The organism is Blastococcus jejuensis (assembly GCF_039534705.1).
Lineage (GTDB): Bacteria > Actinomycetota > Actinomycetes > Mycobacteriales > Geodermatophilaceae > Blastococcus_B > Blastococcus_B jejuensis.
Map to the genome: position 1 here is coordinate 353,056 of NZ_BAAAVV010000001.1, position 24,126 is coordinate 377,181.

Below are 24,126 nucleotides of genomic sequence, written 5' to 3' on the forward strand. Positions count from 1 at the left end.
CCCGGCGCAGGGCGCACGGGGCGAGGGGCGGGCACGCGGGCCCACCGATCGAACCGTCCTCCTGCGCGGGTCGCCCGGAGCTCCGGGACCTTCGATCGCACGCGGACGTGCGACGACCAGCGGTCTTGGGGGGAACGCGGGCAAGCATACGCCATGGCGCGCGGGGCCGCGTACGGCCCGGGTCGGTGCATCCGCCCGGCGGGTACGGCGCGAAGACTCCAGGATGACGCCGAGCCGAGAACAGGAGACCCCGTGACCCGATCCACCGCGCCGCACCGCACCGTGGCCACCCGGCTCGCCGACGTCGTCGAGGGGGTCCTCGGCGAGCTGCCGGTACGGATCCGCGGCTGGGATGGCAGCGAGGCGGGCCCGGCAGGAGCTCCTCTCGTCGTGCTCCGCTCGCGGACGGCGGTGCGCCGGCTGCTCTGGGACCCCAGCGAGCTCGGCCTGGCGCGCGCCTACGTCGCCGGTGAGCTCGACGTCGAGGGCGACCTGGCCGAAGGTCTGTCGAGGGTGTGGGCGCTGGTGCGCCGTCGTCCGCCCGCCCTGCCCGGACTGCGGGAGCGCATCCGCTGGGCCGGTCTCGCGCTGCGCCTCGGGGTCGTCGGGCCCCGGCCGGCACCGCCGGCGCAGGAGGCGGCCCTCACCGGGGCGAAGCACACCAGCGACCGCGACAGCGACGCGATCAGCTACCACTACGACCAGAGCAACGACCTGTACGCGGCACTGCTCGACGAGCACATGGCCTACTCCTGCGCCTACTTCCGGGCCGACCCGGCCACCGACCCCGGCGCGGCCGACGGCACGTACACGATCACCGAGGCCCAGCGCGACAAGCTCGAACTCGTCTGCCGGAAGCTCGGGCTGCAGCCGGGCATGCGACTGCTCGACATCGGCTGCGGCTGGGGGTCGCTGATCCTGTACGCGGCCGAGCACCACGGGGTGCACGCGACGGGGGTGACGATCTCGGCCCAGCAGCGGGACCACATCGAGAAGCGGATCGCCGAGCGCGGACTGGGCGACCGGGTCGAGGTCCGGCTCCAGGACTACCGCGAGGTGCCGGTGCCGGCCGAGGGTCGCTACGACGCCGTCGCCTCGATCGAGATGAGCGAGCACGTGGGCCAGGAGCAGTACCCGGTCTACGCGACGACGCTGCATCGCCTGGTCCGCCCCGGGGGCCGCGTGCTCGTGCAGGCGATGAGCCACCCGAGCGCGCCCGGCGGCGGGGCCTTCATCGAGCGCTACGTCGCCCCGGACATGCACATGCGGCCGGTGTGGGAGACCGCGGAGATGATCAGCCGGTCCGGCCTGGAGCTCCGGGACGTCGAGAGCATCCGCGAGCACTACGCGTGGACGGTCGGCGCGTGGGCGGCGACGCTGGAACGGCGGTGGTCCGAGATCGTCGCCCTGATCGGCGAGCCTGCCGCCCGGATCTGGCGGCTGTACCTGGCGGGTGGGGCCCTGGTCTTCGCGGAGAACCGGATGGGTGTCGACCAGCTGCTGTTCGCCCGGCCGGGAGCCGACGGCGCCAGCGGGCTGCCCTCTACCCGCAGCGCCTGGGCGCTGTCCTGAGCGGCATGGACTGGACCGGGTTCGGCCTCAACGCAGCGGTCACCCTCGGCGTCACGTGGGTCCTGCTGACCCTGACGTGGGCGGTGGCGGTGAGGATCGGCCGGCACTCGATCGTCGACGTCGTCTGGGGATCGGGCTTCGTCGTCGTCGCAGCGGTGAGCCTGCTCCTCGCCCGCGCGCAGGATGCCGGCACGGCCGGCCGCGGCTGGCTCGTGCTGGCGCTCACCGCGGCGTGGGGGATCCGGCTCGCCGTGCACATCGCCCGGCGGAGCATCGGAGCCGGTGAGGACCCGCGGTACGCCGAGATCCAGGACCGCGCCACGGGCTCCCCTGCCGCGCACATGTACCGGCGGGTCTACCTGACCCAGGCAGCCGCCCTGTGGTTCGTCTCGCTGCCGGTCCAGGTCGCCATGTACCAGGACGGCGCCCTCTGGTCGGGGGCGTCGCTGGTCGTGACGATCCTCGGGGTGCTCGCCTGGGGAACGGGACTCTTCTTCGAGGCGGTCGGCGACTGGCAGCTCGAGCGGTTCAAGGCCGACCCCGCCAACCGCGGGAAGGTCAACGACCGCGGGCTGTGGCGCTACACGCGGCACCCGAACTACTTCGGCGACGCGTGCGTGTGGTGGGGGCTGTTCCTGCTCACCGCCGGGCACTGGTCCGGCCTGGTCTTCGTGCTGTCGCCGGTCGTCATGACCTGGACGCTGGCCCGGGGCACGGGAGCTCCCCTGACCGAGAAGCGGATGGCGAGCTCCCGCCAGGGCTACGCCGAGTACGTCGCCCGCACCAGCGGCTTCCTGCCCCGCCCCCCGAAGAAGACCTGAGGACGACAACGGCCCCGCAGCGAGATCGCTGCGGGGCCGTGGTCAGCGGTCGCTCAGGCGGACGGCTCGTCCACCGTCAGGTTGCGCGTCCGGTTCGGGTCGACCGGGATGCCGGGGCCCATGGTCGTGGAGATGGTGACCTTCTTGAGGTACCGGCCCTTGGCAGCGGCCGGCTTGGCCCGCAGGACCTCGTCGAGGGCCGCGGCGTAGTTCTCCACCAGCTTGGCGTCGTCGAACGACGCCTTGCCGATCACCAGGTGCAGGTTGGCCTGCTTGTCGACGCGGAAGTTGATCTTCCCGCCCTTGATGTCGTTGACGGCCTTGGTGACGTCGGGGGTCACGGTGCCGGTCTTCGGGTTCGGCATCAGGCCGCGGGGGCCGAGGATGCGGGCGATCCGGCCGACCTTGGCCATCTGGTCGGGGGTCGCGATCGCGGCGTCGAAGTCCAGGAAGCCGCCCTGGATGCGCTCGATCAGGTCGTCGGACCCGACGACGTCGGCGCCGGCGGCCTCGGCCTCGGCGGCCTTGTCACCGGTCGCGAAGACGATGACTCGCGCGGTCTTTCCGGTGCCGTGGGGCAGGTTGACCGTGCCGCGGACCATCTGGTCGGCCTTGCGCGGGTCGACACCCAGGCGCATGGCCACCTCGACGGTGGCGTCGTAGGAGGTCGTCGACGTCTCCTTGGCCAGCGATGCGGCCTGGAGCGGGCTGTAGAGCTTGTCGCGGTCGACCTTCTCGGCCGCGGCGCGGAACTTCTTGCCGTGCTTCGCCATGGTGTGTCCTCTCCGAGGCGTGTGCCCCGGTCGTGTGGTTGACGGGCCTGGCGTGGCCCTCCCACTGGTGACGTGATGGAACGGCCCTGCTGCAGGGGCCCGCGCCGAGCGTGCGAGGCGTGGGGGGCAGCAGGGTCCTCTTTCAGCCGGTGACCGTGATGCCCATCGACCGGGCGGTGCCGGCGATGATCTTCTCGGCCTGGTCGAGGTCGTTGGCGTTGAGGTCGGCCATCTTGGTGGTGGCGATCTCGCGGACCTGGTCACGGGTGACCGTGGCGACCTTGGTCTTGTGCGGCTCGCCCGAACCCTTCTCGACACCGGCGGCCTTGAGCAGCATGCGCGCGGCCGGCGGGGTCTTGGTGACGAAGGTGAACGAGCGGTCCTCGTAGACCGAGATCTCGACCGGGATCACGTTGCCACGCTGCGACTCGGTCGCGGCGTTGTAGGCCTTGCAGAACTCCATGATGTTGACGCCGTGCTGGCCGAGCGCCGGACCCACGGGCGGCGCGGGGGTGGCCGCACCGGCGTTGATCTGGAGCTTGATGACCGCGGTCAACCGCTTCCTGGGAGGCATGTCTTCCTTCTATCTCGACTGAACTGGTCCGGTCGGACCGGTTCAGATCTTCTGGACCTGGCTGAACGACAGCTCGACGGGCGTCTCGCGGCCGAAGATCGACACCAGCACCTGCAGCTTCTGCTGCTCGGCGTTGATCTCGTTGATGGTGGCGGGGAGGGTCGCGAAGGGGCCGTCCATGACGGTGACCGACTCGCCGACCTCGAAGTCCACGACGGCGGCGGGGGCCGCGGCCGCACCCTGGGTGGTCTCGCCCCCGGCCGCGCGCGCGGCCTGCGGCGCCGTCGCGGGGACGAGGATCTTGACGACCTCGTCGAGGGTCAGCGGGGAGGGCTTGGACGTGGCGCCGACGAAGCCGGTGACGCCGGGGGTGTTGCGGACCGCACCCCACGACTCGTCGTTGAGCTCCATGCGGACCAGCAGGTAGCCCGGCAGGACCTTGCGGTTGACCTGCGCGCGCTTGCCGTTCTTGATCTCGGTGACCTCTTCGGTCGGCACCTCGATCTGGTAGATGTAGTCCTCGACGTCCAGGGACTGGATCCGCGCCTCGAGGTTGGTCTTCACCTTGTTCTCGTAGCCGGCGTAGGAGTGCACGACGTACCAGTCGCCGGGAGCGATCCGCAGCGCCTTCTTCATCGCCTCGGCCGGGTCCTCGTCCTCGTCGACGGCCGGCTCGACCAGCGGGTCGCTCACCAGGCTGTCGGGGTCGCCGCCCTCGATCTCCGGAGCGACGTCGGCCACCTCGCTCGCGGTGTCGAGGCCTGCGGTGTCACTGGAGCCCTCGGCGGCACCGGGCTCGCCGGCACCGGTCTCGAGGTCGGCGGCACCGCGCTCGTCGAGGCGGGCGTCGTCCAGGTCGGTCGCGGCGGAGCCTTCGACCGGGGTGTCGGTCTCGACGGACTCGCGGGGGTCGGTCACAGAATTCTCTTCCTTGTCAGGTGGCGGTCGGTCGCGGGACGGGGATCAGCCGAAGACGGCGATCACACCCTTGGCGAACAACAGGTCCAGTCCGGCCACCAGCGCGACGATGAACGCCACGAAGATGATGACCACGGTGGTGTAGGTGATCAGCTCGCGCCGGCCGGGCCAGATGACCTTGCGCAGCTCGGCGACGACCTCGCGGAGGAACCGGAGCAGCGAGCGCTTCTGGCGCCCCTCGGCCGCGCGGGCCCGCTCGGCGGCGGCGCGGGACCGGGTGCCGCCACCCTCACGCCCGGCTGGCCGGGACGCCGTGCGCGCCGCACGCCGGGAACCGGTGCCGGCGGGCTCGTCGTCGTCCTCGTCGTCGGCGGTGATGCGGCCGCGGCGCCGGCCGGCCCGGGGGGCGACGACCTTGCCCTCGTCCTCCTCGGCCTCCGCCGCGACCTCGTCCTCGGCCGCCTCGAGCTCCGCGGCGTCGTCGACACCGGGCGCCTCGCGGTCGAGCTGCTCATCGGTCAGCTCGCCGTCCTCGCGTCCCGGCTTCTCGTCGCTCACTGCGCCTCGCTCGCCTCGTGGTGGTGACCGCTCGTTCGAGCGGACGTCGGTGTCGTTCCGTACGGGTGGCAGGGGTGACAGGACTTGAACCTGCAGCCTGCGGTTTTGGAGACCGCTGCTCTGCCAATTGAGCTACACCCCTAGTGCCCTGTTCCGGAGCTCCGGGAGGGCCCGGGACCGCAGGCCGCACCACGGCAGCACGGAGCCTCGGAGAGGATCCGGGGCACGCCGGTGGCGGGGTCAGCTGCCCCAGGCGGCCAGTGTACGGGACCGTGCAGGCAGACAGCCAACGTCCCGGACGGGGCACCCCTGCGGGCGATGAGTTCACGCCGCACCGCCGGTCCCACCTCCGTGACAGAGCTGCGGGTGCACAACTTCTCGATCTCCCTCGACGGGTACGGCGCGGGGCCCGACCAGCGGCCCGACCAGCCGCTCGGTGCCGGTGGGGAGGGCCTGCACGAGTGGATCTTCCCGCCACGAGGCCGTTCCCCGGTCGACGAGGACTTCGTGCAGCGCGGCGTGGATGGCATCGGCGCCACCATCATGGGGCGCAACATGTTCGGGCCGATCCGGGGCGACTGGGACGGGCCCGAGTGGCGCGGCTGGTGGGGCGAGGACCCGCCGTTCCACCACGACGTCTTCGTCCTCACCCACCACGCGCGCGACCCGCTGCGGATGGCCGGCGGGACCACGTTCCACTTCGTCACCGACGGGATCGATGCGGCGCTGGAGCGCGCCCGTGCAGCGGCAGGTGGGCACGCGGTCCGCCTCGGCGGCGGGGTCGACACCGTGCAGCAGTACCTGCGCGCGGGACTCGTCGACGAACTGCACGTCGCCGTCGTGCCGGTGCTGCTCGGCGCCGGGGAGCGGCTGTTCGACGGGCTGGGCGCAGCGCTCGACGGATGGGCCTGCGTGGAGTTCGCGCCGTCGGCCTCGGTCGCCCACGTCCGCCTGCGTCGGACGGGAACCCGCGGTCTTTGACACGATGGAGCCATGACCGCCGCCTCCCCCTCGGAGTCCGCCGCCCCCACCGCCGTGCTGCCCCCCGAGCGGGGCCGCATCTCCCGCCGCATCGCCGCCATCACCGAGTCGGCGACGCTCGCGGTCGACGCGAAGGCCAAGGCGCTCAAGGCGGCCGGGAAGCCGGTGATCGGATTCGGTGCCGGGGAGCCGGACTTCCCGACGCCGGACTACATCGTCGAGGCCGCCGTCGCCGCCTGCCGCCAGCCGGCGATGCACCGGTACACCCCCGCGGGCGGGCTGCCGGCGCTCAAGGAGGCGATCGTCGCCAAGACGCTGCGCGACTCCGGCCTGTCGGCGACGCCGGCCAACGTGCTGGTGACCAACGGCGGCAAGCAGGCCGTGTACGAAGCCTTCGCCACGCTGCTCGACCCGGGTGACGAGGTGCTCCTCCCGGCGCCCTACTGGACCACCTATCCCGAGGCGATCCGGCTGGCCGGTGGTGTGCCGGTGCCCGTGGTGGCCGACGAGCAGAGCGGCTACCTGGTCTCCGCCGCGCAACTCGAGGCGGCGCGCACGCCCCGCACCAAGATGCTGCTGTTCTGCTCGCCGTCGAACCCGACCGGTGCGGTCTACCCCGCCGAGCAGGTCGAGGAGGTCGGCCGGTGGGCCCTGGAGACCGGGCTCTGGGTGCTGACCGACGAGATCTACGAGCACCTCACCTACGGCGGGGTGACGGCGCCGTCCATGCCGGTCCTCGTGCCGGAACTGGCCGAGCGGTGCGTCGTCGTCAACGGGGTGGCCAAGACCTACGCGATGACCGGCTGGCGGGTCGGCTGGATGCTCGGTCCCGCAGACGTGGTGAAGGCGGCCACCAACCTGCAGTCGCACGCCACCTCGAACGTGGCCAACGTGTCGCAGGCGGCGGCGATCGCCGCACTCACCGGCGACCTGTCCGCGGTCGCCACCATGCGCGAGGCCTTCGACCGGCGCCGGCAGACGATCGTGTCGATGCTGCGCGAGATCCCCGGGGTGGCCTGCCCCGAGCCCCAGGGCGCGTTCTACGTCTACCCGTCGGTCAAGGGCCTGCTGGGCCGCCCGATCGGCGGCCGGACGGCGGAGGACAGCGTGCAGCTCGCCGAGCTGATCCTGGAGCAGGCCGAGGTGGCCGTCGTGCCGGGCGAGGCCTTCGGCACCCCGGGCTACCTGCGGATGTCCTACGCCCTCGGCGACGAGGACCTGGTGGAGGGCGTCGGCCGGCTCCAGCGGCTGCTGGGCTCGGCCCAGTAGGAGGGTCAGCCGGTCCGGCTCGGCAGGTCGTCCTTGTCGACGGCCTGCGCCTCGCCGAGGACGACCAGGGCCTCGGGGAGGTCCGCGAGCGCGACCGCGACGTCGCGCGGCGTCGCGACGGTCCAGGCGTTCGCGTCGACGTAGCAGCGCAGCGCCTCGTCGAACGCCTCCGGTCCCGCGGCCGCGCGGGCGGCCAGCAGCGCGGCACCGCCCTTGCCGTAGACGACGTCGAAGTACGTGCCGGTCGACCCCTCGAAGTCGGCCATGCTGCCGCCCACGTCGCCGGGCAGGCCCAGGGCACCCGACAGGAACTCCGCCGACGCCGGGTCGAGCGTGGCCTCTGCGTAGGTCGCGAAGGCCTCGTCGAGCCAGGGATCGCGGAACTGGGAGTTGCCGATCATCCCGTAGAACCACTGGTGAGCGACCTCGTGCACGAGCACCGACCGGCTCGGGGTGGCCTCGAGGATCATGCTCGGGTACTCGATCCCGCCCCCGTAGTCGGGCAGCAGGGCGACGCTCAGGGTGTCGTACGGGAACGCGCCGAACCGCCCCTCCAGGTCGTCGACGGCCTCGACGGTCCAGTCGGCCAGCCGGCCGGCCGGGAGCTCCGGGTCCGGGAGCACTCCGACGGTGACGCGCGTGCCTCCGGGCGTCGTCCGCTCCTCGGTGGTGAACTCCCCCACCGCGACGCTGACGTCGCGGGCGACCGGCTCGGCGGAGGTCCAGGTGCGCCGGCCGTCCTCGGCGGCCGAGGGCTCCGCCTGGTCGCCGGTCATGAGCACGGTGAGCGCCTCGGGCGCCGAGACGCTGATCGAGACGTCGGACGCCGGGCTGACGGTGGTCTCGCCGAGGATGTTCACGAAGGGGTCTCGGGCCCAGCCGACGCCGGGCTCCCACGCCAGCAGGGGGGCGCCGCTGGCCCACCAGGAGACACCGTCGTCGGTGCCCACCCGGTCGAAGGTCCCGCTGCCCAGCGTGAGGGTGAACGCCAGCTCGACCTCGGTGGTCTCCCCGGCGGCGAGCTCGTCGTCGAGGTCGACGACGTACAGCCCGCCCGGCCCGTCGGCCCCGGCGTCGTCGTATCTCCCGCCGGCCACGTCGTCCCCGGTCACGCCGTCGACGTCGAGCCGGTTGCCGGCCGACGCCGAGTCGGGGGCGTTGGGGACCAGCCGGAAGACCAGCTCGTCGGTGGCGACATCGGGGGTGAAGGCGACGCTCTCGGTCCCCGTGACCGTGACCAGGTCGTCCTCGAGACGCAGGTCGAGGGCGATGCGGGGCCGGTCGGGATCGGGCTCGGCCCGCTCGTCGGGGCAGGCATCCTCGCCGAGGGCGTCGGGCGGCGGCCCGGTGGGTGTCGCAGGCGCCGATCCGCCGTCGGTCGCGGGTGTTCCCTGCATCGAGTCGGCGAACGACGTGCAGGCGGGCAGCAGCAGGGCCGCGGTGAGGACCACGACCGCCCGGGCCGGACGGGTCACGGCAGGCGGACGATCGCGCGCGCCAGGGACAGCACTTTCTCGCCGGCGCTGGTGACCGTGAGGTCGACCCGGACCCGGTCGTCGTCGAGCAGGGCGCCCACGGTGCCCCGGACGACCACCTCGGCACCGGCGTCGTCGTCGGGCACGACGACGGGGCGGCCGAAGCGGACCTGGTACTCGACCAGCGCGCCCGGGTCACCGGTCCAGTCGGTGACGGCGCGGCCGGCCAGCGCCATCGTGAACATGCCGTGCGCGATGACGTCGGGCAGCCCGACGCTCGTGGCCACCCGCTGGTTCCAGTGGATCGGGTTGAAGTCACCGGAGGCGCCGGCGTACCGGACCAGGTCGGCGCGGGTGACCCGGTGCAACTGCTCGGGGAGCTCGGTGCCGAGGGCGACGTCGGCGCGGCGGACGGTCATGCCCCACGCGCCACGAGCATCGACGTCGCGGTGCACACGGCCTCGCCGTCCTCGGTGGCGAGGTCGACGCGGGCCGTCAGCAGGTCGTTGCCGGCGACGCTGCGGGCAGCCTCGATGGTGGTCGTGGCCACCAGGCGGTCCCCCGCGCGGATCGGGCGGTGATGGGCGAACCGCTGCTCGCCGTGGACGACCCGGCTGTAGTCGATGCCCACGTCGGGGTCGTCGAGCACGATCATGGCCGCCTCGAGGCTGACCGCGATGGCGAACGTGGGCGGCGCGATGACGTCGGGGTGGCCGGCCGCGCGGGCGGCCTCCGGGTCGCGGTGCAGCGGCGAGTGGTCACCGATCGCGGTGGCGAACTCGGCGATCTTGGCCCGCCCGACCTCGTAGACGGCGGAGGGCGGGTAGCTGCGCCCGACCAGGTCCCGGTCCAGCGCCATGCTCCCGCCCTCTCGCGTCGTTCGCCGGCTGCGTCAGCGCGTCTCGCGGTGCAGCGTGTGCTTGCGCTCGCGCGGGCAGTACTTCATCAGCTCGAGCCGGTCGGGGTCGTTCCGCCGGTTCTTGCGGGTGATGTAGTTGCGGTTCTTGCACTCCTGGCAGGCCAGGGTGATCTTCGGGCGGATGTCGGTGGCTGCCATGGAGCTCTCCTAGCCTTGTCGGTCAGGGCCCGGGTGGACCCTGCCGCGCCGACGGGCGCCGGCGCGGTGGTGCACATGCGGACGGACCCCTCGCGGGGTCCGTCGGGAGTAGCGGTGACCGGACTTGAACCGGTGACACAGCGATTATGAGCCGCTTGCTCTACCAGGCTGAGCTACACCGCCAGGACGACCGTGCGGCCCGGTCTCTCGACAGGACCGGTGGTCGCTTGTTGCCATTCGCAATGCTAGAGCCCCTTTACGGAATCGAACCGTAGACCTTCTCCTTACCATGGAGACGCTCTGCCGACTGAGCTAAAGGGGCCTGCTCGAAGAGCCGGGGAAGACTGTACCTCGCCGCGGCGGGCAGCTCCGCCAGGGGGTCGGCGCGGCGTTCAGGTCCGGACGAACAGCCGGCGGTGCGTCGCTCCGGGGGCCGCGCTGCGCACGCCGGTGCGCGCCAGCAGCCAGCTCTCCAGCCGGTCGTCGGGCAGCGGGCGGCTGACCAGGAACCCCTGCAGCTTGTCGCAGCCCATCTCCGCCAGCAGCTTGCGGGTCAGCTCGTCCTCGACACCCTCGGCGACGACCCGCAGCCCCAGGTTGTGCGCCAGCTCGATGATCGAGCGCGCGATGAAGGACTCCCCCTGGCTGGTGGACATGCCCAGGACGAAGGACTTGTCGATCTTCACCTCGTCGATCGGCAGCTGCCGCAGCTGCGACAGCGACGAGTAGCCCGTGCCGAAGTCGTCCATCGACAGCCGCAGGCCGAGCGCGTGCAGGTCGGCCAGCACCGTGCTGTCGCGCACGGAGTCGTCGATGACGCTGCCCTCGGTCAGCTCCAGGGTGAGCAGCTCGCCCGGCACGCCGTGCCGTTGCAGCGCACGCCGCACGCGGGCGACGAGGTCCGGCTCGGTCAGGCAGTGCGCCGAGAGGTTCACCGCCACCGAGAGGGCGATGTCCTGGTCCAGCCAGCGGCGACAGCGGGCCAGCGCCAGGTCCAGGACATGGTCGGTCAACGGGCCGATCCGGCCGATCTGCTCGGCGAGGTGGATGAAGTCGTCCGGCGGGATCGAGCCGTACCGGGGGTGCGCCCAGCGGACCAGGGTCTCGACCGACACGATGTCGGAGCTCTGCGCGTCGATGATCGGCTGGAAGACGACGCTGATCTGGCCGTCGACCATGGCCTGCTCGAGCTCGGTACCCAGCTGGAGCCGGCGGAGGCTCTGCTGGTCGAGGACGGGGTGGTAGCTGGCCACCCCGCCGGAATCGGCGGCGGCCAGGAGCGCGACGTCGGCCCGCTGCATCAGCATCCCGGCGTCCGTGCCGTGCACGGGGGCAGCGGCGACGCCGATCGTGAGCGTGACCTCGAGGTCCAGCCCGGCGACCCGCGCGCGGGTGGAGGCGGCCTCGCGCAGCCGGCGGGCGGCCCGCTCGGTCGCGGCCAGCGACAGGCCGGGCAGGAGGACGGCGAACTGCTCGCCCTCCATGCGGGCCAGCAGGGCCTGCGGCGGGGCGTGCTCGCGCAGCAGCCCGGCCGTGACCAGGAGCAGCTCGTCACTGGCGGCGTGCCCGAGGGTGTCGGTGACCTCGGTGAAGTTGCCGAGCGCAGCGAGGATCAGCCCGGCGCGCGCACCGACGGGGTCGGCGTCCAGCAGCGCGTCGATCTCGGCGGCGAGCCGCTGCCGGTTGGGCAGGCCGGTCAGCCGGTCGTGGTCGGCGTCGTAGCGGATCTGGGTCAGCAGTTGCTGCTGGCGGATCGCGGCGTTGACGTGGGTGAGCATCGAGTCCAGCGCCGCCCGGTCGCTGTCGGCGAAGGAGACGGTGTCGCTGCGGCGGTCGCAGACCTCCAGGTACCCGGGCTCCCCCGCTGCGGTGATGACGGCGGCGCCGAGCAGGTCGGAGACGCCACGTCGGGCGAGCGCGGCCGCTTCCTCGTCGTCGGCACGCGCCAGCGACATCAGGATGGGACCGTCCCCCCCGGCCACCGCCCGGCGACGGAAGACGTCGTCGGGGTCGCCGGGGCCGTCGTACCAGACGGCGCCGTTCTCGGCCGAGACGACCAGGCGGGGTTCCTCGTCGAGGTAGGGCGGCAGCCACAGCGCCACCCGCTCGGCGTTGAGCAGGTCGCGCACGGCCTGCACGATCTGCCGGGTGCCGGCCTCGTCGGGCGGCACCTGCTCCACCCGGCGAGCGAAGTCGTAGACCCGCTCGACGCTGTGCCCCTCCCGGGTCACGGCTCCGAAGCGGCGGTAGAGCATCGCGAGCGCCACGAGCAACGGCGTGATGAGCGCCCACGCCCACGGGGTGACGCTGACCAGCAGCAGGACGGCCAGGCCGACGACCACCGACACCGGTCCGACGAGCACGACGGGCACGAACAGCGAGGCCCACAGCGTGCGCCCCGGATAGCCCTGGGTCGCACTGATGGCAGCGGCGATCAGGGCAGCGCCGAGCATGCTGGCCGCCAGCACGGCGACGAGGTAGGACAGCCAGGTGGCCGGCTCGGCGATGCTCCCCGCCGGGAGGACCCGGAGCACACCGACGGCGGCACAGACCTCGAGCACGACGACGCTGGCGTTGAACACCGCCTTGTGCCGGGGATAGCCCTGGACCAGGGAGACGACGGCGACCGCCACGGCCCAGGCCACCGCCGTCCAGGCGCCGCCGACGGCGACCAGGGCCATCACGAACGCCAGTTCGCTCGGCGACCAGGAGAAGCCCTGCTTGCGGAACTCGAACTGGACATTGAACGACTCGGCGGCGACCAGCCCGACGAACACCGCGAGCAGGACGGGCACGTCAGGGGGTTGCGCCCCGGGAACGAGGGCCCACAGCGCGACGGGGACGGCGAGGGCGAGACCCGCCCACGCGACGGTCCAGGGACGACGGGACGACGACGGCCGGTACGGCGCTCGATCGTCCTGCTCGGCCACTCTTACCTGTTTCCCCCGGGGAGATGGGCGGCGCCGAGGCTAACAGCGGAATGCCCCGCGACGCTGCTCATCACCGCCGACGCGGATCCGCGTCTCGACCGGACCGGCCCCGGACAGACGTCAGGGCAGCCGGTCGGTCGACCGGCTGCCCTGACGGGTGTTCGTGGTGGAGCTCAGCTCCACTTGGCTCCGCGGCTCCACTTGGCTCCACGGCTCCACTTGGCCCCGCGGCTCCACTTGGCGCCACGACCCGAAATGGACGTCGACTGCACGTTGCTCCCCATGATGCCCTCCAAGGCATGACCCGACTGCGTGAGTGCGGCAGCCGCTTACGCGCGGGGGCAGAGCGTCGTTCAGTACGGACCGCGCTGGAGACATTGCTTCCCGTCACCCGTCCGGACAAGCACCAATGATCACGACAGGGTGACGAACCCTCGCGTCGTCACCGTGTGTAGGCGTAATTCCACGAGAAGTCACCGAACGGGTGAAGGGAGCACCCCCTCGTCGACCATCTCCTTCCGCAACCGGCGCAGGAACGGCGGCAAATCGCCCCATCCCGGGGTGATCCCCTCGACGAGCGGACCCCACCAGTGCGTCTCCGGCGAGCGGGGCGCTTCGGGTTCACCCAGGACCCCGGCCGCGCGGTCGAACCCGCTCGCGGCGTGGGCGGCCGCGTAGCCCAGGACACCTGCCGCCTCAGGCGGCAGCGCGGTGAGCCCCGACGCGACGGCGTCGCCGCGATCGAAGACCAGGCCGTGGTCGCCGGGGCTGTCCCAGGTGCCGTCGGTGCCCAACGCCATGGCCGCGTACCCCTCCACCACGCTGCCGCCCATGCCGATCACCCCCGGGCCGGCGCCCGCCAGCAACCCGACGGTCCAGTCCCAGCGCCGGGCCGTCAGCTGCGCGTCGGCCTGGAGCTCGGACTCGTCCAGTGCGTGGGCGAGCCGCTGGCCGTACTCCGCCACCGCCACGTAGGACCCGATGACCGCGAAGGCGGGCAGGTCCGGCACCTCCCCCGGACCGGTCTGCGGCACCGGCTGCGCCCCGGCCCAGCCGGTCAGGGCACGCTCCACCGTCGCCGCGGCGTCCCGGTCGACCGTCAGGTAGCCCAGTCCGCGCAGAGCGTCCGGAGCCGGGTCGCCGTCGACCCCGACCCAGAGGGCGTCCACGGCCACCCGGACGTGCGCGGCCACACCCTGCGCGAGGGCGGGCGCGACGACCGCCGCCGTGTCGCGGTCGACCGACCAGTCGTCGGGGTCGCCGTCGTCCAGCCCCGCGCCGAGGGCGCTCAGCCCGGCACGGACGGCGCCGTCGCCCGCCTCCCCCGGCTCGGCGCCGGCCCGCTCCACGAGCGCCCCGAACGCAGCCGCGCCGTCGTCCCAGGGGCGGGCGAACAGCCGTTCCCACACCGCCGTGTCGGAGAGCAGGTCGGCGGCAGCGGCGGTGTCGGCCCGCGCCAGGTGCTCGGCGACGAGCTGCACCGGATCTGCGGCGTCCGGCGAGATCCCGGGGCCGTACGCCCGGTCGACCGCCCGATGACCGCGGAAGTCACCGGCGAAGGCCCGTTCCCGGGCCAGCAGCTGCCGACCCCAGACGACCACCGTGGCGGGGGCAGGACCGCCGGTACCGCTCCGTAGGCCCGCCGCGAGCACCGCCCCCATGCCGAGCGCGATCGCGTCGGGTGCGCTACCGAGGTCGTCCGGATCGACGTAGCCGGCGTCGAGGACGTCCCCGACCGGATCGGCAGCCGAGCCGGACCGGACGGCCGCGCCCAGGGCCGACGCGAGCAGGGAAGCGCTGCTCTCCCCCAGGTCCCCCTCTCCCAGCAGGAACAGCATCGTCTCGACGTCGTCGGCGCCCATGCCGGCGAGCAGCGCCGTCGCGAACGCCGGGAGACCCGCGAGGGCGATCGCCTCCCGGGCCAGCGACTCCCGCTCCTCCGGGGTGGGCAGCCGGCCGAACGCAGCCGCCAACTCCGCGCCGCGGGCGGTCAGCTCGGCCTCGCCCCAGCCCGGGAGCGCGAGCGCGAGGTGTGCCACGGCCCGGCCCGTGTCCCCCGGACGCCCCGTCCCGCCGACCACCGCGCTGCACTCGGCCAGCACCCGCCGGGTGGCCACGGCGTCGTCGGTCAGGTCCGCCAGCAGCGCGGCGTGCTCGCGGCGGCGGCGCGCCTCGGCCGCCCGGAACTCCTCGACCACCGCCACGGCGGCCGGGGTCCCGCCCCTGACGGCCGTGGTGAGGTCGGGGAGGGCCGCCAACCGGGACCAGGCCGCGGCGCAGTCCTCGTCCTGCTCGGCCCGGAGCACGCGGAGGCGGTCCCGGACGTCCAGCAGGCGGTCCCGGTGCAGCGACAGCCGACCGGCGGCGGTGCACAGCACGCTGGAGACCTCGCCCGCGAGACCGATGACGGCGCCCACCTGCGCGGCGGCCGCGGCGGCGTCGTCGCCGTGCCACCCCGGCGCCGTGCCCGCGGGCCCCTGCAGGTCGGCCTGCAGCACCGCGAGGAGGAAGCTGGTGCCGGCCACCCGCTCCACCAGGTGCTCCAGCGTGGCCGGATCGCCGGGCGGCGGGTCGAGCGGGATCGGCTCGGGCAGGGTGGCGGTCACCGCGGCGCCCGGCCGCGGGCGGCCAGGAGGACCTCGTCGAGCCCCAGCCAGGAGTCGGCGACCGCGGCGACCGTGCCGCCGAGCCGGCGCAGCTCCCCGGCCAGCGCTCCCGCGCCGACGCGGTGGCAGTCGAGGAACTCCTCCAGCGCGCCCTCCAGGTCGGGCCCGGCGCCGGCCGCGTCGCGGGGCAGTCGGGCGGCGGCCTCCTGCGCCGTCTCCGCCTCGGCCCGGAGGACCGCGGCGAGCGCGTAGACCTCGTCGGCGGGCATCTCGATCGTCATGTCGCGCAGTCTGCTGGCGGCTGGACCGGTGCGCGGCCGTCGTCCACAGGCGGGGCGGCGCAGCCCGGCCCGTGTCACCCGGTCGTCCACAATTTCCACAGCGACCGTCCACAGGCGGTGGACAACCCCTACGCTCCCCCGCGTGCGAGCGGACGGGGCGCCGGGCGGCGACGGCGAGCGGGGATCGACCCTGCCGTTCGTGCTGGTGTGCTGGCTGGTGGCGGCGCTGATGGCCTTCGGCGCCATCGCTGCGTCCGACGCCTTCCTGGAGCAGCAGGAGGTGCAGGCGGTGTGCGACGGCGCGGCGCTGGCAGCGGCCAACCGGGCCGACGAGGCCGTCCTCTACACCTCCGGGATCGGCACCGAACTGCCGCTGACCCGCGCCGGCGCCCAGGCCGCGGTGGCCGACCAGCTGGCCGACGGCGGGGACCTCCTCGACACCTGGTCGGCCGAGACCGACGGCGCCGAGGTGACCGTGCGGTGCACCCGGTACGTCGAGATCGCCTTCGGCTGGCTGTTCCTCGGTGGGCAACCGCTGGAGCGCACAGCGACGGCGAGCGCCCGCGCACCGACCGTGCCCTGAACGTGCAGACGGCCCCCGACCAGAAGGTCGAGGGCCGTCGTACCGGGGCGTGGCGGGTGAAGGATTCGAACCTTCGTAGGCTAAGCCGACGGATTTACAGTCCGCTCCCATTGGCCACTCGGGCAACCCGCCGTGCGGTGGTACCGGAGCAGCGTACAAGAAGCACTGACGGCGTTCTCGGGAGTGTCCGGGGCGCGTCCCACCGCGGGAGGAGAGATCGCCATGGCCGACGCGTCGTTCGACGTCGTGAGCAAGGTCGACCGCCAGGAGGTCGACAACGCCCTGAACCAGGCGGGCAAGGAGCTCTCGCAGCGCTTCGACTTCCGGGGCACCAACGCCACCATCGCCTGGGCCGGCGAGGACGGCGTCACGCTCTCGGCCGACACCGAGGAGCGGGTCGCCGCCGCGCTCGAGGTGTTCAAGGAGAAGCTGATCAAGCGCAGCATCTCGCTGAAGGTGCTCGACGCCGGTGAGCCGCAGGCATCCGGCAAGAGCTACAAGATCGCCGCGAAGATCAAGCAGGGCATCGAGTCCGACACCGCCAAGAAGATCGCGAAGATCATCCGCGACGAGGGTCCGAAGGGCGTCCAGGCGCAGATCCAGGGCGACCAGCTGCGGGTCAGCGGCAAGAAGCGGGACGACCTGCAGGCCGTGCAGCAGCTGCTGCGGGGCAAGGACCTCGACGTCGCCCTGCAGTTCGACAACTACCGCTGACCCGGCCGAGACGGCTGAACACTGTGCGCGGATCGGCAGTTCGAGCCACCAGGACTGCCGATCAGCGCACACCGTCGCGCCGCCCGGTGCCCGTCAGCGGGGGTCGATCTCCCGGGCCATCTGCTCCAGCCGGGCGATCCGCTCCGGCATCGGCGGGTGGCTGGCGAACATCGTCGCGAGGCCCTGACCGCGGAACGGGTTGGCGATCATGAGGTGGCTCTGGGTCACCAGCCGGTCGTCCTGCGGCAGGGGGAGGGCCGCCGTGCCGCGCTCGATCTTGCGCAGGGCGCTCGCCAGGGCCAGCGGGTCCTGCGAGAGGTGGGCTCCCGAGGCGTCGGCCTGGTATTCCCGGCTCCGGCTCACCGCCATCTGCACCAACCCCGCGGCCAGCGGGCCCAGGAAGATGAGCAGCAGGCTGCCGAGGGCGTTGCCTCCGCCGCGGTCGTCGGACCGGCCGCCGAACAGCGACGCGAACATCGCCATGTGGGCGAGGTAGGTGATCACGGTGGCCATCGCGCCGGCGACCGAGCTGATCAGGATGTCGCGGTTGTAGACGTGCGACAGCTCGTGGGCCAGCACCCCCCGCAGCTCCCGGCGGTCCAGCAGCTCGAGGATCCCTTGGGTGACGCACACGGCGGCGTTGCGCGGGTTGCGCCCGGTGGCGAACGCGTTGGGCTGGTGGGTCGGGCTGACGAACAGCCGCGGCATGGGCTGCCGGGCCTCGGTCGCCAGCTCGCGGACGATCGCGTAGAGCTGCGGCGCCTGCGTCTCGGTGACCGGGAACGCCCGCATCGCGCGCAGGGCGAGCTTGTCGGAGTTGAAGTACGCGAAGCCGTTGACGCCCAGCGCGATCACGAGGGCGATGAGGAGGCCACCACGCCCGCCGATGAGTGCGCCGGCCGCGAGGATGAGCCCGCCCATCAGCCCCAGGAGCAGGGCGGTCTTGAGTCCGTTGTTCCAGCGCTGCACGTCGCTTCCAACGGTGCCGACGTGGTCCTCGTTCCCCGGAGAGGGCCGGCGGATCACCCGTCGGAATGACGCGGGCCACCCACAGGTTGCCAGCCGGGAAGATCGTGTTCCGTTGCACATCCCGCCCGCGGACACACGCACGTAACCTCGGCCGGTGGAGGTACACCACTGATGACTGCGACCGACCGGCCCGACGCCGCCCTCAGCACTGCTGAACGTTCGGCGTCCGGCGGCTTCGTCAAGAGTGTCGTCGAGCTCGACCGGGTGGTCATCCGGTTGGCGGGTGACTCCGGCGACGGCATGCAGCTGACCGGCAACCGGTTCACCAGCGAGACGGCGAGCTTCGGCAACGACCTGTCGACGCTGCCCAACTTCCCGGCCGAGATCCGCGCACCGACGGGGACGCTGCCGGGCGTCAGCTCCTTCCAGCTGCACTTCGCCGACCACGACATCATGACGCCGGGCGACGCCCCCGACGTGCTGGTCGCGATGAACCCGGCCGCGCTCAAGGCCAACCTGGCCGACCTCCCCGGCGGCGGACTGCTGATCGTCGACGCCGACGAGTTCAGCGCGCGCAACCTCGCGAAGGTCGGCTACGCCACGAACCCGCTCGAAGACGGCTCGCTCGAGAGCTGGCAGACCGTCAGCGTGCCGCTCACCAGCATGACGCTGGACGCGCTCGCCGACTCCGGACTCGGCAAGAAGGAGGCCGAGCGGAGCAAGAACATGTTCACGCTCGGCCTGCTGTCGTGGATGTACCACCGCCCGACCGAGGGGACGATCCGCTTCCTCGAGCGCCAGTTCCGCCGCAAGCCCGAGATCGCCGCGGCCAACATCGCCGCGTTCCGCGCCGGGTTCAACTACGGCGAGACGACGGAGGCGTTCGCGGTCTCCTACGAGGTCAAGCCGGCGCCCATGCCGCCGGGTCGCTACCGCAACATCTCCGGCAACCAGGCGCTGGCGCTCGGCCTGGTGGCCGCCGGGCAGCGCTCGGGCCTGCCGCTGTTCCTCGGCGCCTACCCGATCACGCCGGCGTCCGACATCCTCCACGAGCTGTCCAAGCACAAGGCCTTCGGCGTGCGCACGTTCCAGGCCGAGGACGAGATCGCCGGCATCAGCGCGGCCATCGGCGCCTCCTTCGGAGGCGCCCTGGGCGTGACGACGACGTCCGGCCCGGGTGTCTCGCTGAAATCCGAGGCCCTGGGGCTGGCGGTGATGATCGAGCTGCCGCTGCTCGTCGTCGACGTGCAGCGCGGCGGCCCGTCCACCGGACTGCCGACCAAGACCGAGCAGTCGGACCTGCTGCAGGCCATGTTCGGCCGCAACGGCGAGGCGCCGGTCCCGGTGATCGCGCCGCGCTCCCCCGGCGACTGCTTCGACGCCGCCCTCGAGGCGGCCCGCATCGCGCTGCAGTACCGGACCCCGGTGATCCTGCTGTCCGACGGGTACCTCGCCAACGGCGCCGAGCCGTGGGCGATCCCCGACGTCGACGCGCTGCCCGACCTGACCGCCTCGGTGGACTTCGCGACCGAGCCCAACGGTGCGGACGGCGAGTTCCTCCCGTACCTGCGCGACCCCGAGACCCTCGCCCGGCCGTGGGCGATCCCCGGCACCGCCGGGATGCAGCACCGGGTCGGCGGGCTCGAGAAGGCCGACCGCACCGGCAACATCTCCTACGACCCGGCCAACCACGACCTCATGACGCGCACCCGCCAGGCGAAGGTCGACGGCATCGCCGCCGGCCTGCCGCCCACCGAGGTCGACGACCCGGACGGGAACGCGAGGGTGGCGGTCATCGGCTGGGGGTCCACCTACGGCCCGATCGGCGCGGCCTGCCGGCGCATCCGGCGGTCGGGTCGCTCCGTCGCCCAGATCCACCTGCGCCACCTCAACCCGATGCCGGCCGACCTCGGCGACATCCTGCGCAGCTACGACCGCGTCGTCTGCCCCGAGATGAACCTCGGGCAGCTCGCGCTGCTGCTGCGGGCCAAGTACCTCGTCGACGTCCAGAGCCACACCCAGGTCCGCGGGTTGCCCTTCCGGGCCGCCGAACTGGCCGCTGTGGTCCAGGACGTCATCGACTCCACCAGCGGCGCTCCGCTCGCCGCTGACCCGACCGGAGGAGCGGAATGACCACCGTCGAACTGGGCATGCCCGCCGAGGGCCCCATCGCGGATGCGATCGCGCACTCCGTCGAGGCCCACGGCCCGAAGCAGACCGAGCTCAAGGCCAAGGACTTCAAGACCGACCAGGAGGTGCGCTGGTGCCCCGGGTGCGGTGACTACGTCATCCTCAACGCCGTCCAGAGCTTCCTGCCCGGCCTCGGCATCGCCCGCGAGGACATGGTCATCGTCTCGGGCATCGGCTGCTCGTCGCGCTTCCCGTACTACATGAACACCTACGGGATGCACTCCATCCACGGCCGCGCGCCGGCGATCGCGACCGGCCTGGCCGCGTCGCGCCCCGACCTCTCGGTGTGGGTCGTCACCGGCGACGGCGACGCGCTGTCGATCGGCGGGAACCACCTGATCCACGCGCTGCGCCGCAACGTGAACATGACGATCCTGCTGTTCAACAACCGGATCTACGGGCTGACCAAGGGCCAGTACTCCCCGACGTCGGAGGTCGGGAAGGTCACCAAGTCCACGCCGATGGGCTCCCTGGACCACCCCTTCAACCCGGTGTCCCTGGCCCTGGGTGCCGAGGCGACCTTCGTGGGCCGGGCGATGGACTCCGACCGCAAGGGCCTCACCGACGTGCTGCGCCAGGCGGCCGAGCACAAGGGCACGGCGCTGGTGGAGATCTACCAGAACTGCAACATCTTCAACGACGGCGCCTTCGAGCTGCTCAAGGACTCCACGACCGGCCCCATGTGGACGATCCCGCTGGTCCACGGCAAGCCGCTGGTCTTCGGTGCCGACGGCGGCTCGTGCGTCGTGCGCGACGAGTTCGGCGGTCTGAAGATCGCCGAGACCAACCAGGTCGACGCCGCCGACATCGTCGTCCACGACGCCACGCGGCAGGACCCGTCCTACGCCTTCGCGCTCTCCCGCCTGTCCTCGCAGGACCTGCGGTACACGCCGATGGGCGTCTTCCGATCCGTCGAGAAGACGACCTACGAGCAGACGATGGCCGACCAGCTCGACGCGGCCCGCGCCGAGCGGGCTCCCGACCTCGACGGCCTGCTGGCAGGCAACGACACCTGGGTGGTCAACGCCTGAGCGGAGTGATCCGCAGGAGGCGATCGGCACCGCCGCCGTTGTCGGTGGTCACGTACAGGGCGCCGTCGCGGGTCTGGCGGACCGAGCGGATCCGCCCCTCGGTGCCGTCGAGTTCGGGCAGCCGGAACTGCTCGACCAGCGTGCCCTCGTCGTCCAGCCGGAGGGCGAGCACGCCCTGGCCCTTGAGCAGGCCGATCAGCAGCGTCCCGTCGTAGGCGCCCCAGTCGCTGCCCTCCACGAACGTGGCCCCGCTCGGGGCGATGGTCGGCGACCCCGAGGACCAGACCGCCTCGACGGCGTCCGGGATGCTCGGATCGGTCATGGGCACGCTCTCGTCGTAGCCGTCGCCGTCGGCGGAGGGGTCCCAGCCGTAGTTCGCGCCGGCGCGCAGGTGGTTGACCTCGTCGTCGCGGTCCGGCCCGTGCTCGACCGAGTAGATCTCGTTCCCGTCGGGGCGCAGGCCGAGGCCCTGCACGTTGCGGTGGCCGTAGGTCCAGATCCGGCGGGTCGCGTCGTCGTCGGCGTCGGCGAACGGGTTGTCCGGCAGTCCCTCGCCGGTGCGCGGATCGACCCGGAGGACCTTGCCGGCCAGGCTGGCGAGGTCCTGCGGGTTGGTGCCCAGCGCGTTGTCCCCCGTGCCGATGTACAGGGCGCCCTGGGTGTCGAACTGCAGGCGGCAGCCGCCGTGCCGACCGGAGCCCTGGTTGACCGGGATCCCGGCGACGAGCGGGTCGTCGGTGCGGGTCGCCGAACTCCAGTCCGGCGCCATCGACCACGCGACGACCTGGATCTCCGGGCCGTCCGCGCCGTCGGTCACGCCCTGGCAGCTGTAGAACCGGCGGTTGTCGTCGAACGCGGGATCGAGGGCCAGGCCCATCAGGCCCGTCTCCCCGCGCGCGAACAGGTCGGCGAAGTCGGCGTCGACGGCGCGAACGGTCCCGTCCGGCAGGACGGCGGTGAGGCCACCGGGCCGCTCGTCGACCAGCAACGTGCCGTCGGACGCCTGGACGACGTCCCAGGCGTGGTCGAGCCCGTCGACGACGACGTCCACCCGCAGAGCAGGAACGCCGGCCGGGGGTGTCGCGCCCGGGGACGGTCCGGCCGGCGCGGTCGTGCAGCCCGCGCACAGCACCGCCGCCACAAACCAGCTCCTCCGCATGCCCCCCAGCATCGCTGCTCGCGGGGTTCAGCGGCGTCCGGTGACCGTCCGGAACACCGCGTCGACGTCGTCCGGGGCGTCGTCGCCGGCCCAGGCCACGTACTGGTCGGGCCGGACCAGGGCGAGGCGGCAGCCGTACTCCTCCCGCCCGTCGGCGAGCGTGTCGCGGACGACGGTCAGCGGCACCCCGAGGGCGCCCGCCGCATCCTCGAACGCACGGACCGCCCCGTCGTCGGCTCCGAAGGCCAGCAGCGTGAAGCCGCGGCCGAGGTCCTCGAAGACGTCGCGACCCGACGAGAGCGGTCGCGGTGGCAGGTGGTGGCCGACGCGGGCCTCGAAGGTGTGGCTGCCGTGTGCGCTGACCAGCGCACCGGGCGGCCCCAGCACCACCGGTGAGCCCTCGTAGTGCGGCTCGAAGTCGCGCAGCCGCTTGCCGAAGCCCTTGGTCTGCTCCTCGAAGGCCCGCGCGAACTCGTCGCGGTCGCGCTCGGGGTCGAACCGCTCCAGGAAGGCCCGGTCGTCGCGGATCCAGCCGCCGATGATGTCCTCGCCGACGTCCCGGAACACCGGCTGCCGCTCGAGGCCGTAGGACTCCAGCAGGGCGTCGCCGCCCCACCCTTGGAGCACCGCGGCCAGCTTCCAGCCAAGGTTGGCCGCGTCCTCCAGGCCGTTGTTGAGCCCGAAGCCGCCGTAGGGCGGATGAGTGTGCGCGGCGTCGCCGGCGATGAACGCGCGGCCCGCGCGGTAGCGGGTGGCGACCTGCACCCGCAGGTCCCAGAAGCCGACGTGGTCGATCTCCAGCGCGAAGGGGAAGCCGGCCGCGCGGTGCAGCAGCCCGGCGAAGTCGAACGTGGCCGCGGTCGCGCCGCGTGGCACGGGCGCGTGGAAGAAGAACTCCTCCCCCACGTCGACCCGGCCGAAGAACATCCAGTAGCCCTTCAGGTCCGGATGCAGGACGCGGTAGGTGGACCGGTCGGGGAACCGCTCGAGGGCGCGGTGCAGCTCCTTCGACCGGAAGACCACGAGCGCCACGAGCTCGTCGAAGTCGGTGCCGCTGCGCTCGATGTCGGCCTGCTCCCGCACCAGCGAGTGCCCTCCGTCGCAGCCGACGACGTAGTCGCCGGTCAGCACCTCGCTTTCGCCATCCCGCTCGACGACCACCCGCACGCCCTCGTCGCCCTGCTCGACCGAGGTCGCCGTCGCGCCCCACCGGGACTCGACCGTCGGCAGGTCGGCCAGGCGCCGCCGCAGGACCTCCTCGGTGCGGTACTGGGGCAGCCGCTCGTTGGCCTGGAAGTAGTACGGGGCCACGAGCTCACGCGCGGGAGGGGCGTGCCAGAACTCGCCCATCAGATCCCCATAGACGGTGACCTGGCCGATCGCCCACCCCGGGGGCATCGTCCGCGCGGCGCGGAGGTCGTCGGCGACGCCCCAGTTCCAGCAGTGCTCCATCGTGCGCTGCGAGAGGCCCTGGCCCTTCGGGATGCTCGACAGGCCGTCGCGACGCTCGACCACGATGCACGAGACGCCGCGCAGGCCGAGGTCGACGGCGAGCCCCACCCCCACGGGGCCGCCGCCGACGATGACCACCTGGTACCGATCCGCCATGCGTGCAGCCTCCCGCGCTGTGTGGTCTGACCATAAGACCTATCACAGCGGGTTCGC

22 protein-coding genes and 4 tRNA genes are annotated in these 24,126 nt (G+C 72.7%); 8 read left to right on the top strand and 18 right to left on the bottom strand.

Features of this window, described 5'->3' with window-relative positions; translation table 11 throughout:
* Positions 1-252: 252 nt before the first annotated feature.
* Both ABD644_RS01685 and ABD644_RS01690 read left to right on the top strand, forming a co-directional pair.
* The gene (locus tag ABD644_RS01685) at positions 253-1,572 is read left to right on the top strand and encodes a class I SAM-dependent methyltransferase (RefSeq protein WP_344686741.1); all 1,320 of its coding nucleotides are present in this window, start codon (positions 253-255) and stop codon (positions 1,570-1,572) included.
* Between the two features lie 5 nt (positions 1,573-1,577).
* Entirely contained in the window at positions 1,578-2,393 is an 816-nt protein-coding gene (locus ABD644_RS01690) for a DUF1295 domain-containing protein (RefSeq protein WP_344686742.1), read from the top strand.
* Positions 2,394-2,446: 53 nt separating this feature from the next.
* Here ABD644_RS01690 and rplA read toward each other — a convergent pair whose 3' ends face one another.
* The 5 genes from rplA to ABD644_RS01715 form a co-directional block, all read right to left on the bottom strand.
* Positions 2,447-3,166 carry a 50S ribosomal protein L1 gene (gene rplA / locus ABD644_RS01695; RefSeq protein ID WP_344686743.1) on the bottom strand — a complete coding sequence of 240 codons (720 nt, stop codon included), beginning with the start codon at positions 3,164-3,166 and terminating at the stop codon, positions 2,447-2,449.
* A gap of 142 nt (positions 3,167-3,308) precedes the next feature.
* Positions 3,309-3,740, bottom strand: coding sequence for a 50S ribosomal protein L11 (rplK, locus tag ABD644_RS01700; protein WP_344686745.1), 432 nt, complete (start codon positions 3,738-3,740; stop codon positions 3,309-3,311).
* A 42-nt stretch (positions 3,741-3,782) separates the two neighbouring features.
* On the bottom strand, positions 3,783-4,658 hold the full coding sequence (gene nusG / locus ABD644_RS01705; RefSeq protein ID WP_344686747.1) for a transcription termination/antitermination protein NusG: 876 nt from the start codon (positions 4,656-4,658) through the stop codon (positions 3,783-3,785).
* Between the two features lie 45 nt (positions 4,659-4,703).
* Positions 4,704-5,216: a preprotein translocase subunit SecE gene (secE, locus tag ABD644_RS01710; protein WP_344686748.1), complete on the bottom strand. Its 513-nt coding sequence runs from the start codon at positions 5,214-5,216 to the stop codon at positions 4,704-4,706.
* 66 nt (positions 5,217-5,282) lie between these two features.
* Positions 5,283-5,358, bottom strand: a tRNA-Trp gene (locus ABD644_RS01715).
* Positions 5,359-5,567: 209 nt separating this feature from the next.
* Between ABD644_RS01715 and ABD644_RS01720 the strand changes: the two genes are divergently transcribed.
* Together ABD644_RS01720 and ABD644_RS01725 are read left to right on the top strand one after the other, a co-directional pair.
* The gene (locus tag ABD644_RS01720; RefSeq protein WP_344686749.1) at positions 5,568-6,197 is read left to right on the top strand and encodes a dihydrofolate reductase family protein; all 630 of its coding nucleotides are present in this window, start codon (positions 5,568-5,570) and stop codon (positions 6,195-6,197) included.
* Between the two features lie 12 nt (positions 6,198-6,209).
* The gene (locus ABD644_RS01725) at positions 6,210-7,466 is read left to right on the top strand and encodes a pyridoxal phosphate-dependent aminotransferase (RefSeq protein WP_344686750.1); all 1,257 of its coding nucleotides are present in this window, start codon (positions 6,210-6,212) and stop codon (positions 7,464-7,466) included.
* A 5-nt stretch (positions 7,467-7,471) separates the two neighbouring features.
* Here the strand turns inward: ABD644_RS01725 and ABD644_RS01730 are convergent, their stop codons facing one another.
* The 9 genes from ABD644_RS01730 to ABD644_RS01770 all read right to left on the bottom strand — a co-directional run bounded on the left by ABD644_RS01730 (position 7,472) and on the right by ABD644_RS01770 (position 15,815).
* Positions 7,472-8,941, bottom strand: a complete 1,470-nt coding sequence (locus ABD644_RS01730) for a M1 family aminopeptidase (RefSeq protein WP_344686751.1) — start codon at positions 8,939-8,941, stop codon at positions 7,472-7,474.
* Positions 8,938-9,360: a MaoC family dehydratase gene (locus tag ABD644_RS01735; RefSeq protein ID WP_344686752.1), complete on the bottom strand. Its 423-nt coding sequence runs from the start codon at positions 9,358-9,360 to the stop codon at positions 8,938-8,940. Before ABD644_RS01735 ends, ABD644_RS01730 begins: the two co-directional genes overlap by 4 nt.
* Positions 9,357-9,800, bottom strand: a complete 444-nt coding sequence (locus ABD644_RS01740; RefSeq protein ID WP_344686754.1) for an FAS1-like dehydratase domain-containing protein — start codon at positions 9,798-9,800, stop codon at positions 9,357-9,359. Before ABD644_RS01740 ends, ABD644_RS01735 begins: the two co-directional genes overlap by 4 nt.
* 33 nt (positions 9,801-9,833) lie before the next feature.
* Complete coding sequence (gene rpmG / locus ABD644_RS01745; RefSeq protein ID WP_092194908.1) at positions 9,834-9,998, bottom strand: 50S ribosomal protein L33; 165 nt, start codon at positions 9,996-9,998, stop codon at positions 9,834-9,836.
* A 109-nt stretch (positions 9,999-10,107) separates the two neighbouring features.
* A tRNA-Met gene (locus ABD644_RS01750) sits at positions 10,108-10,181 on the bottom strand.
* A 66-nt stretch (positions 10,182-10,247) separates the two neighbouring features.
* A tRNA-Thr gene (locus ABD644_RS01755) sits at positions 10,248-10,320 on the bottom strand.
* A 70-nt stretch (positions 10,321-10,390) separates the two neighbouring features.
* Complete coding sequence (locus tag ABD644_RS01760; RefSeq protein WP_344686757.1) at positions 10,391-12,928, bottom strand: putative bifunctional diguanylate cyclase/phosphodiesterase; 2,538 nt, start codon at positions 12,926-12,928, stop codon at positions 10,391-10,393.
* Positions 12,929-13,401: 473 nt separating this feature from the next.
* A complete protein-coding gene (locus tag ABD644_RS01765; RefSeq protein WP_344686760.1) occupies positions 13,402-15,534 on the bottom strand; it encodes a hypothetical protein in 2,133 nt (710 codons plus the stop codon).
* Complete coding sequence (locus tag ABD644_RS01770) at positions 15,531-15,815, bottom strand: hypothetical protein (protein WP_344686762.1); 285 nt, start codon at positions 15,813-15,815, stop codon at positions 15,531-15,533. The genes ABD644_RS01765 and ABD644_RS01770 overlap by 4 nt, the downstream gene beginning before the upstream one ends.
* A gap of 142 nt (positions 15,816-15,957) precedes the next feature.
* On the opposite strand from ABD644_RS01770, the gene ABD644_RS01775 reads away from it, so the two are divergent.
* The gene (locus tag ABD644_RS01775; protein ID WP_344686763.1) at positions 15,958-16,398 is read left to right on the top strand and encodes a pilus assembly protein TadG-related protein; all 441 of its coding nucleotides are present in this window, start codon (positions 15,958-15,960) and stop codon (positions 16,396-16,398) included.
* Positions 16,399-16,448: 50 nt separating this feature from the next.
* Here ABD644_RS01775 and ABD644_RS01780 read toward each other — a convergent pair.
* A tRNA-Tyr gene (locus tag ABD644_RS01780) sits at positions 16,449-16,530 on the bottom strand.
* A 90-nt stretch (positions 16,531-16,620) separates the two neighbouring features.
* Here ABD644_RS01780 and ABD644_RS01785 point away from each other — a divergent pair.
* A complete protein-coding gene (locus ABD644_RS01785) occupies positions 16,621-17,112 on the top strand; it encodes a YajQ family cyclic di-GMP-binding protein (RefSeq protein ID WP_344686764.1) in 492 nt (163 codons plus the stop codon).
* Positions 17,113-17,205: 93 nt separating this feature from the next.
* On the opposite strand, the gene htpX is transcribed toward ABD644_RS01785, so the two are convergent.
* On the bottom strand, positions 17,206-18,081 hold the full coding sequence (gene htpX, locus ABD644_RS01790) for a zinc metalloprotease HtpX (RefSeq protein ID WP_344686765.1): 876 nt from the start codon (positions 18,079-18,081) through the stop codon (positions 17,206-17,208).
* A gap of 171 nt (positions 18,082-18,252) precedes the next feature.
* On the opposite strand from htpX, the gene ABD644_RS01795 reads away from it, so the two are divergent.
* Both ABD644_RS01795 and ABD644_RS01800 read left to right on the top strand, forming a co-directional pair.
* A complete protein-coding gene (locus tag ABD644_RS01795) occupies positions 18,253-20,214 on the top strand; it encodes a 2-oxoacid:acceptor oxidoreductase subunit alpha (RefSeq protein WP_344686768.1) in 1,962 nt (653 codons plus the stop codon).
* Positions 20,211-21,302 carry a 2-oxoacid:ferredoxin oxidoreductase subunit beta gene (locus ABD644_RS01800; RefSeq protein WP_344686769.1) on the top strand — a complete coding sequence of 364 codons (1,092 nt, stop codon included), beginning with the start codon at positions 20,211-20,213 and terminating at the stop codon, positions 21,300-21,302. Before ABD644_RS01795 ends, ABD644_RS01800 begins: the two co-directional genes overlap by 4 nt.
* Here ABD644_RS01800 and ABD644_RS01805 read toward each other — a convergent pair.
* On the bottom strand, positions 21,292-22,443 hold the full coding sequence (locus ABD644_RS01805; protein WP_344686770.1) for a PQQ-dependent sugar dehydrogenase: 1,152 nt from the start codon (positions 22,441-22,443) through the stop codon (positions 21,292-21,294). The two genes, ABD644_RS01800 and ABD644_RS01805, sit on opposite strands and share 11 nt — an antisense overlap.
* 45 nt (positions 22,444-22,488) lie before the next feature.
* Entirely contained in the window at positions 22,489-24,069 is a 1,581-nt protein-coding gene (locus tag ABD644_RS01810) for an FAD-dependent monooxygenase (protein WP_344686772.1), read from the bottom strand.
* Between the last annotated feature and the right edge of the window lie 57 nt (positions 24,070-24,126).

Bases quoted from the DNA above. Each gene is read 5' to 3' on its own strand.
- ABD644_RS01785 (WP_344686764.1), top strand. From the start codon at position 16,621: ATGGCCGACGCGTCGTTCGACGTCGTGAGCAAGGTCGACCGCCAGGAG.
- ABD644_RS01735 (WP_344686752.1), bottom strand. From the start codon at position 9,360: ATGACCGTCCGCCGCGCCGACGTCGCCCTCGGCACCGAGCTCCCCGAG.
- ABD644_RS01690 (WP_344686742.1), top strand. From the start codon at position 1,578: ATGGACTGGACCGGGTTCGGCCTCAACGCAGCGGTCACCCTCGGCGTC.
- ABD644_RS01770 (WP_344686762.1), bottom strand. From the start codon at position 15,815: ATGACGATCGAGATGCCCGCCGACGAGGTCTACGCGCTCGCCGCGGTC.
- rplK (WP_344686745.1), bottom strand. From the start codon at position 3,740: ATGCCTCCCAGGAAGCGGTTGACCGCGGTCATCAAGCTCCAGATCAAC.
- rplA (WP_344686743.1), bottom strand. From the start codon at position 3,166: ATGGCGAAGCACGGCAAGAAGTTCCGCGCCGCGGCCGAGAAGGTCGAC.
- ABD644_RS01810 (WP_344686772.1), bottom strand. From the start codon at position 24,069: ATGGCGGATCGGTACCAGGTGGTCATCGTCGGCGGCGGCCCCGTGGGG.
- ABD644_RS01800 (WP_344686769.1), top strand. From the start codon at position 20,211: ATGACCACCGTCGAACTGGGCATGCCCGCCGAGGGCCCCATCGCGGAT.
- ABD644_RS01795 (WP_344686768.1), top strand. From the start codon at position 18,253: ATGACTGCGACCGACCGGCCCGACGCCGCCCTCAGCACTGCTGAACGT.
- ABD644_RS01740 (WP_344686754.1), bottom strand. From the start codon at position 9,800: ATGGCGCTGGACCGGGACCTGGTCGGGCGCAGCTACCCGCCCTCCGCC.
- rpmG (WP_092194908.1), bottom strand. From the start codon at position 9,998: ATGGCAGCCACCGACATCCGCCCGAAGATCACCCTGGCCTGCCAGGAG.
- ABD644_RS01725 (WP_344686750.1), top strand. From the start codon at position 6,210: ATGACCGCCGCCTCCCCCTCGGAGTCCGCCGCCCCCACCGCCGTGCTG.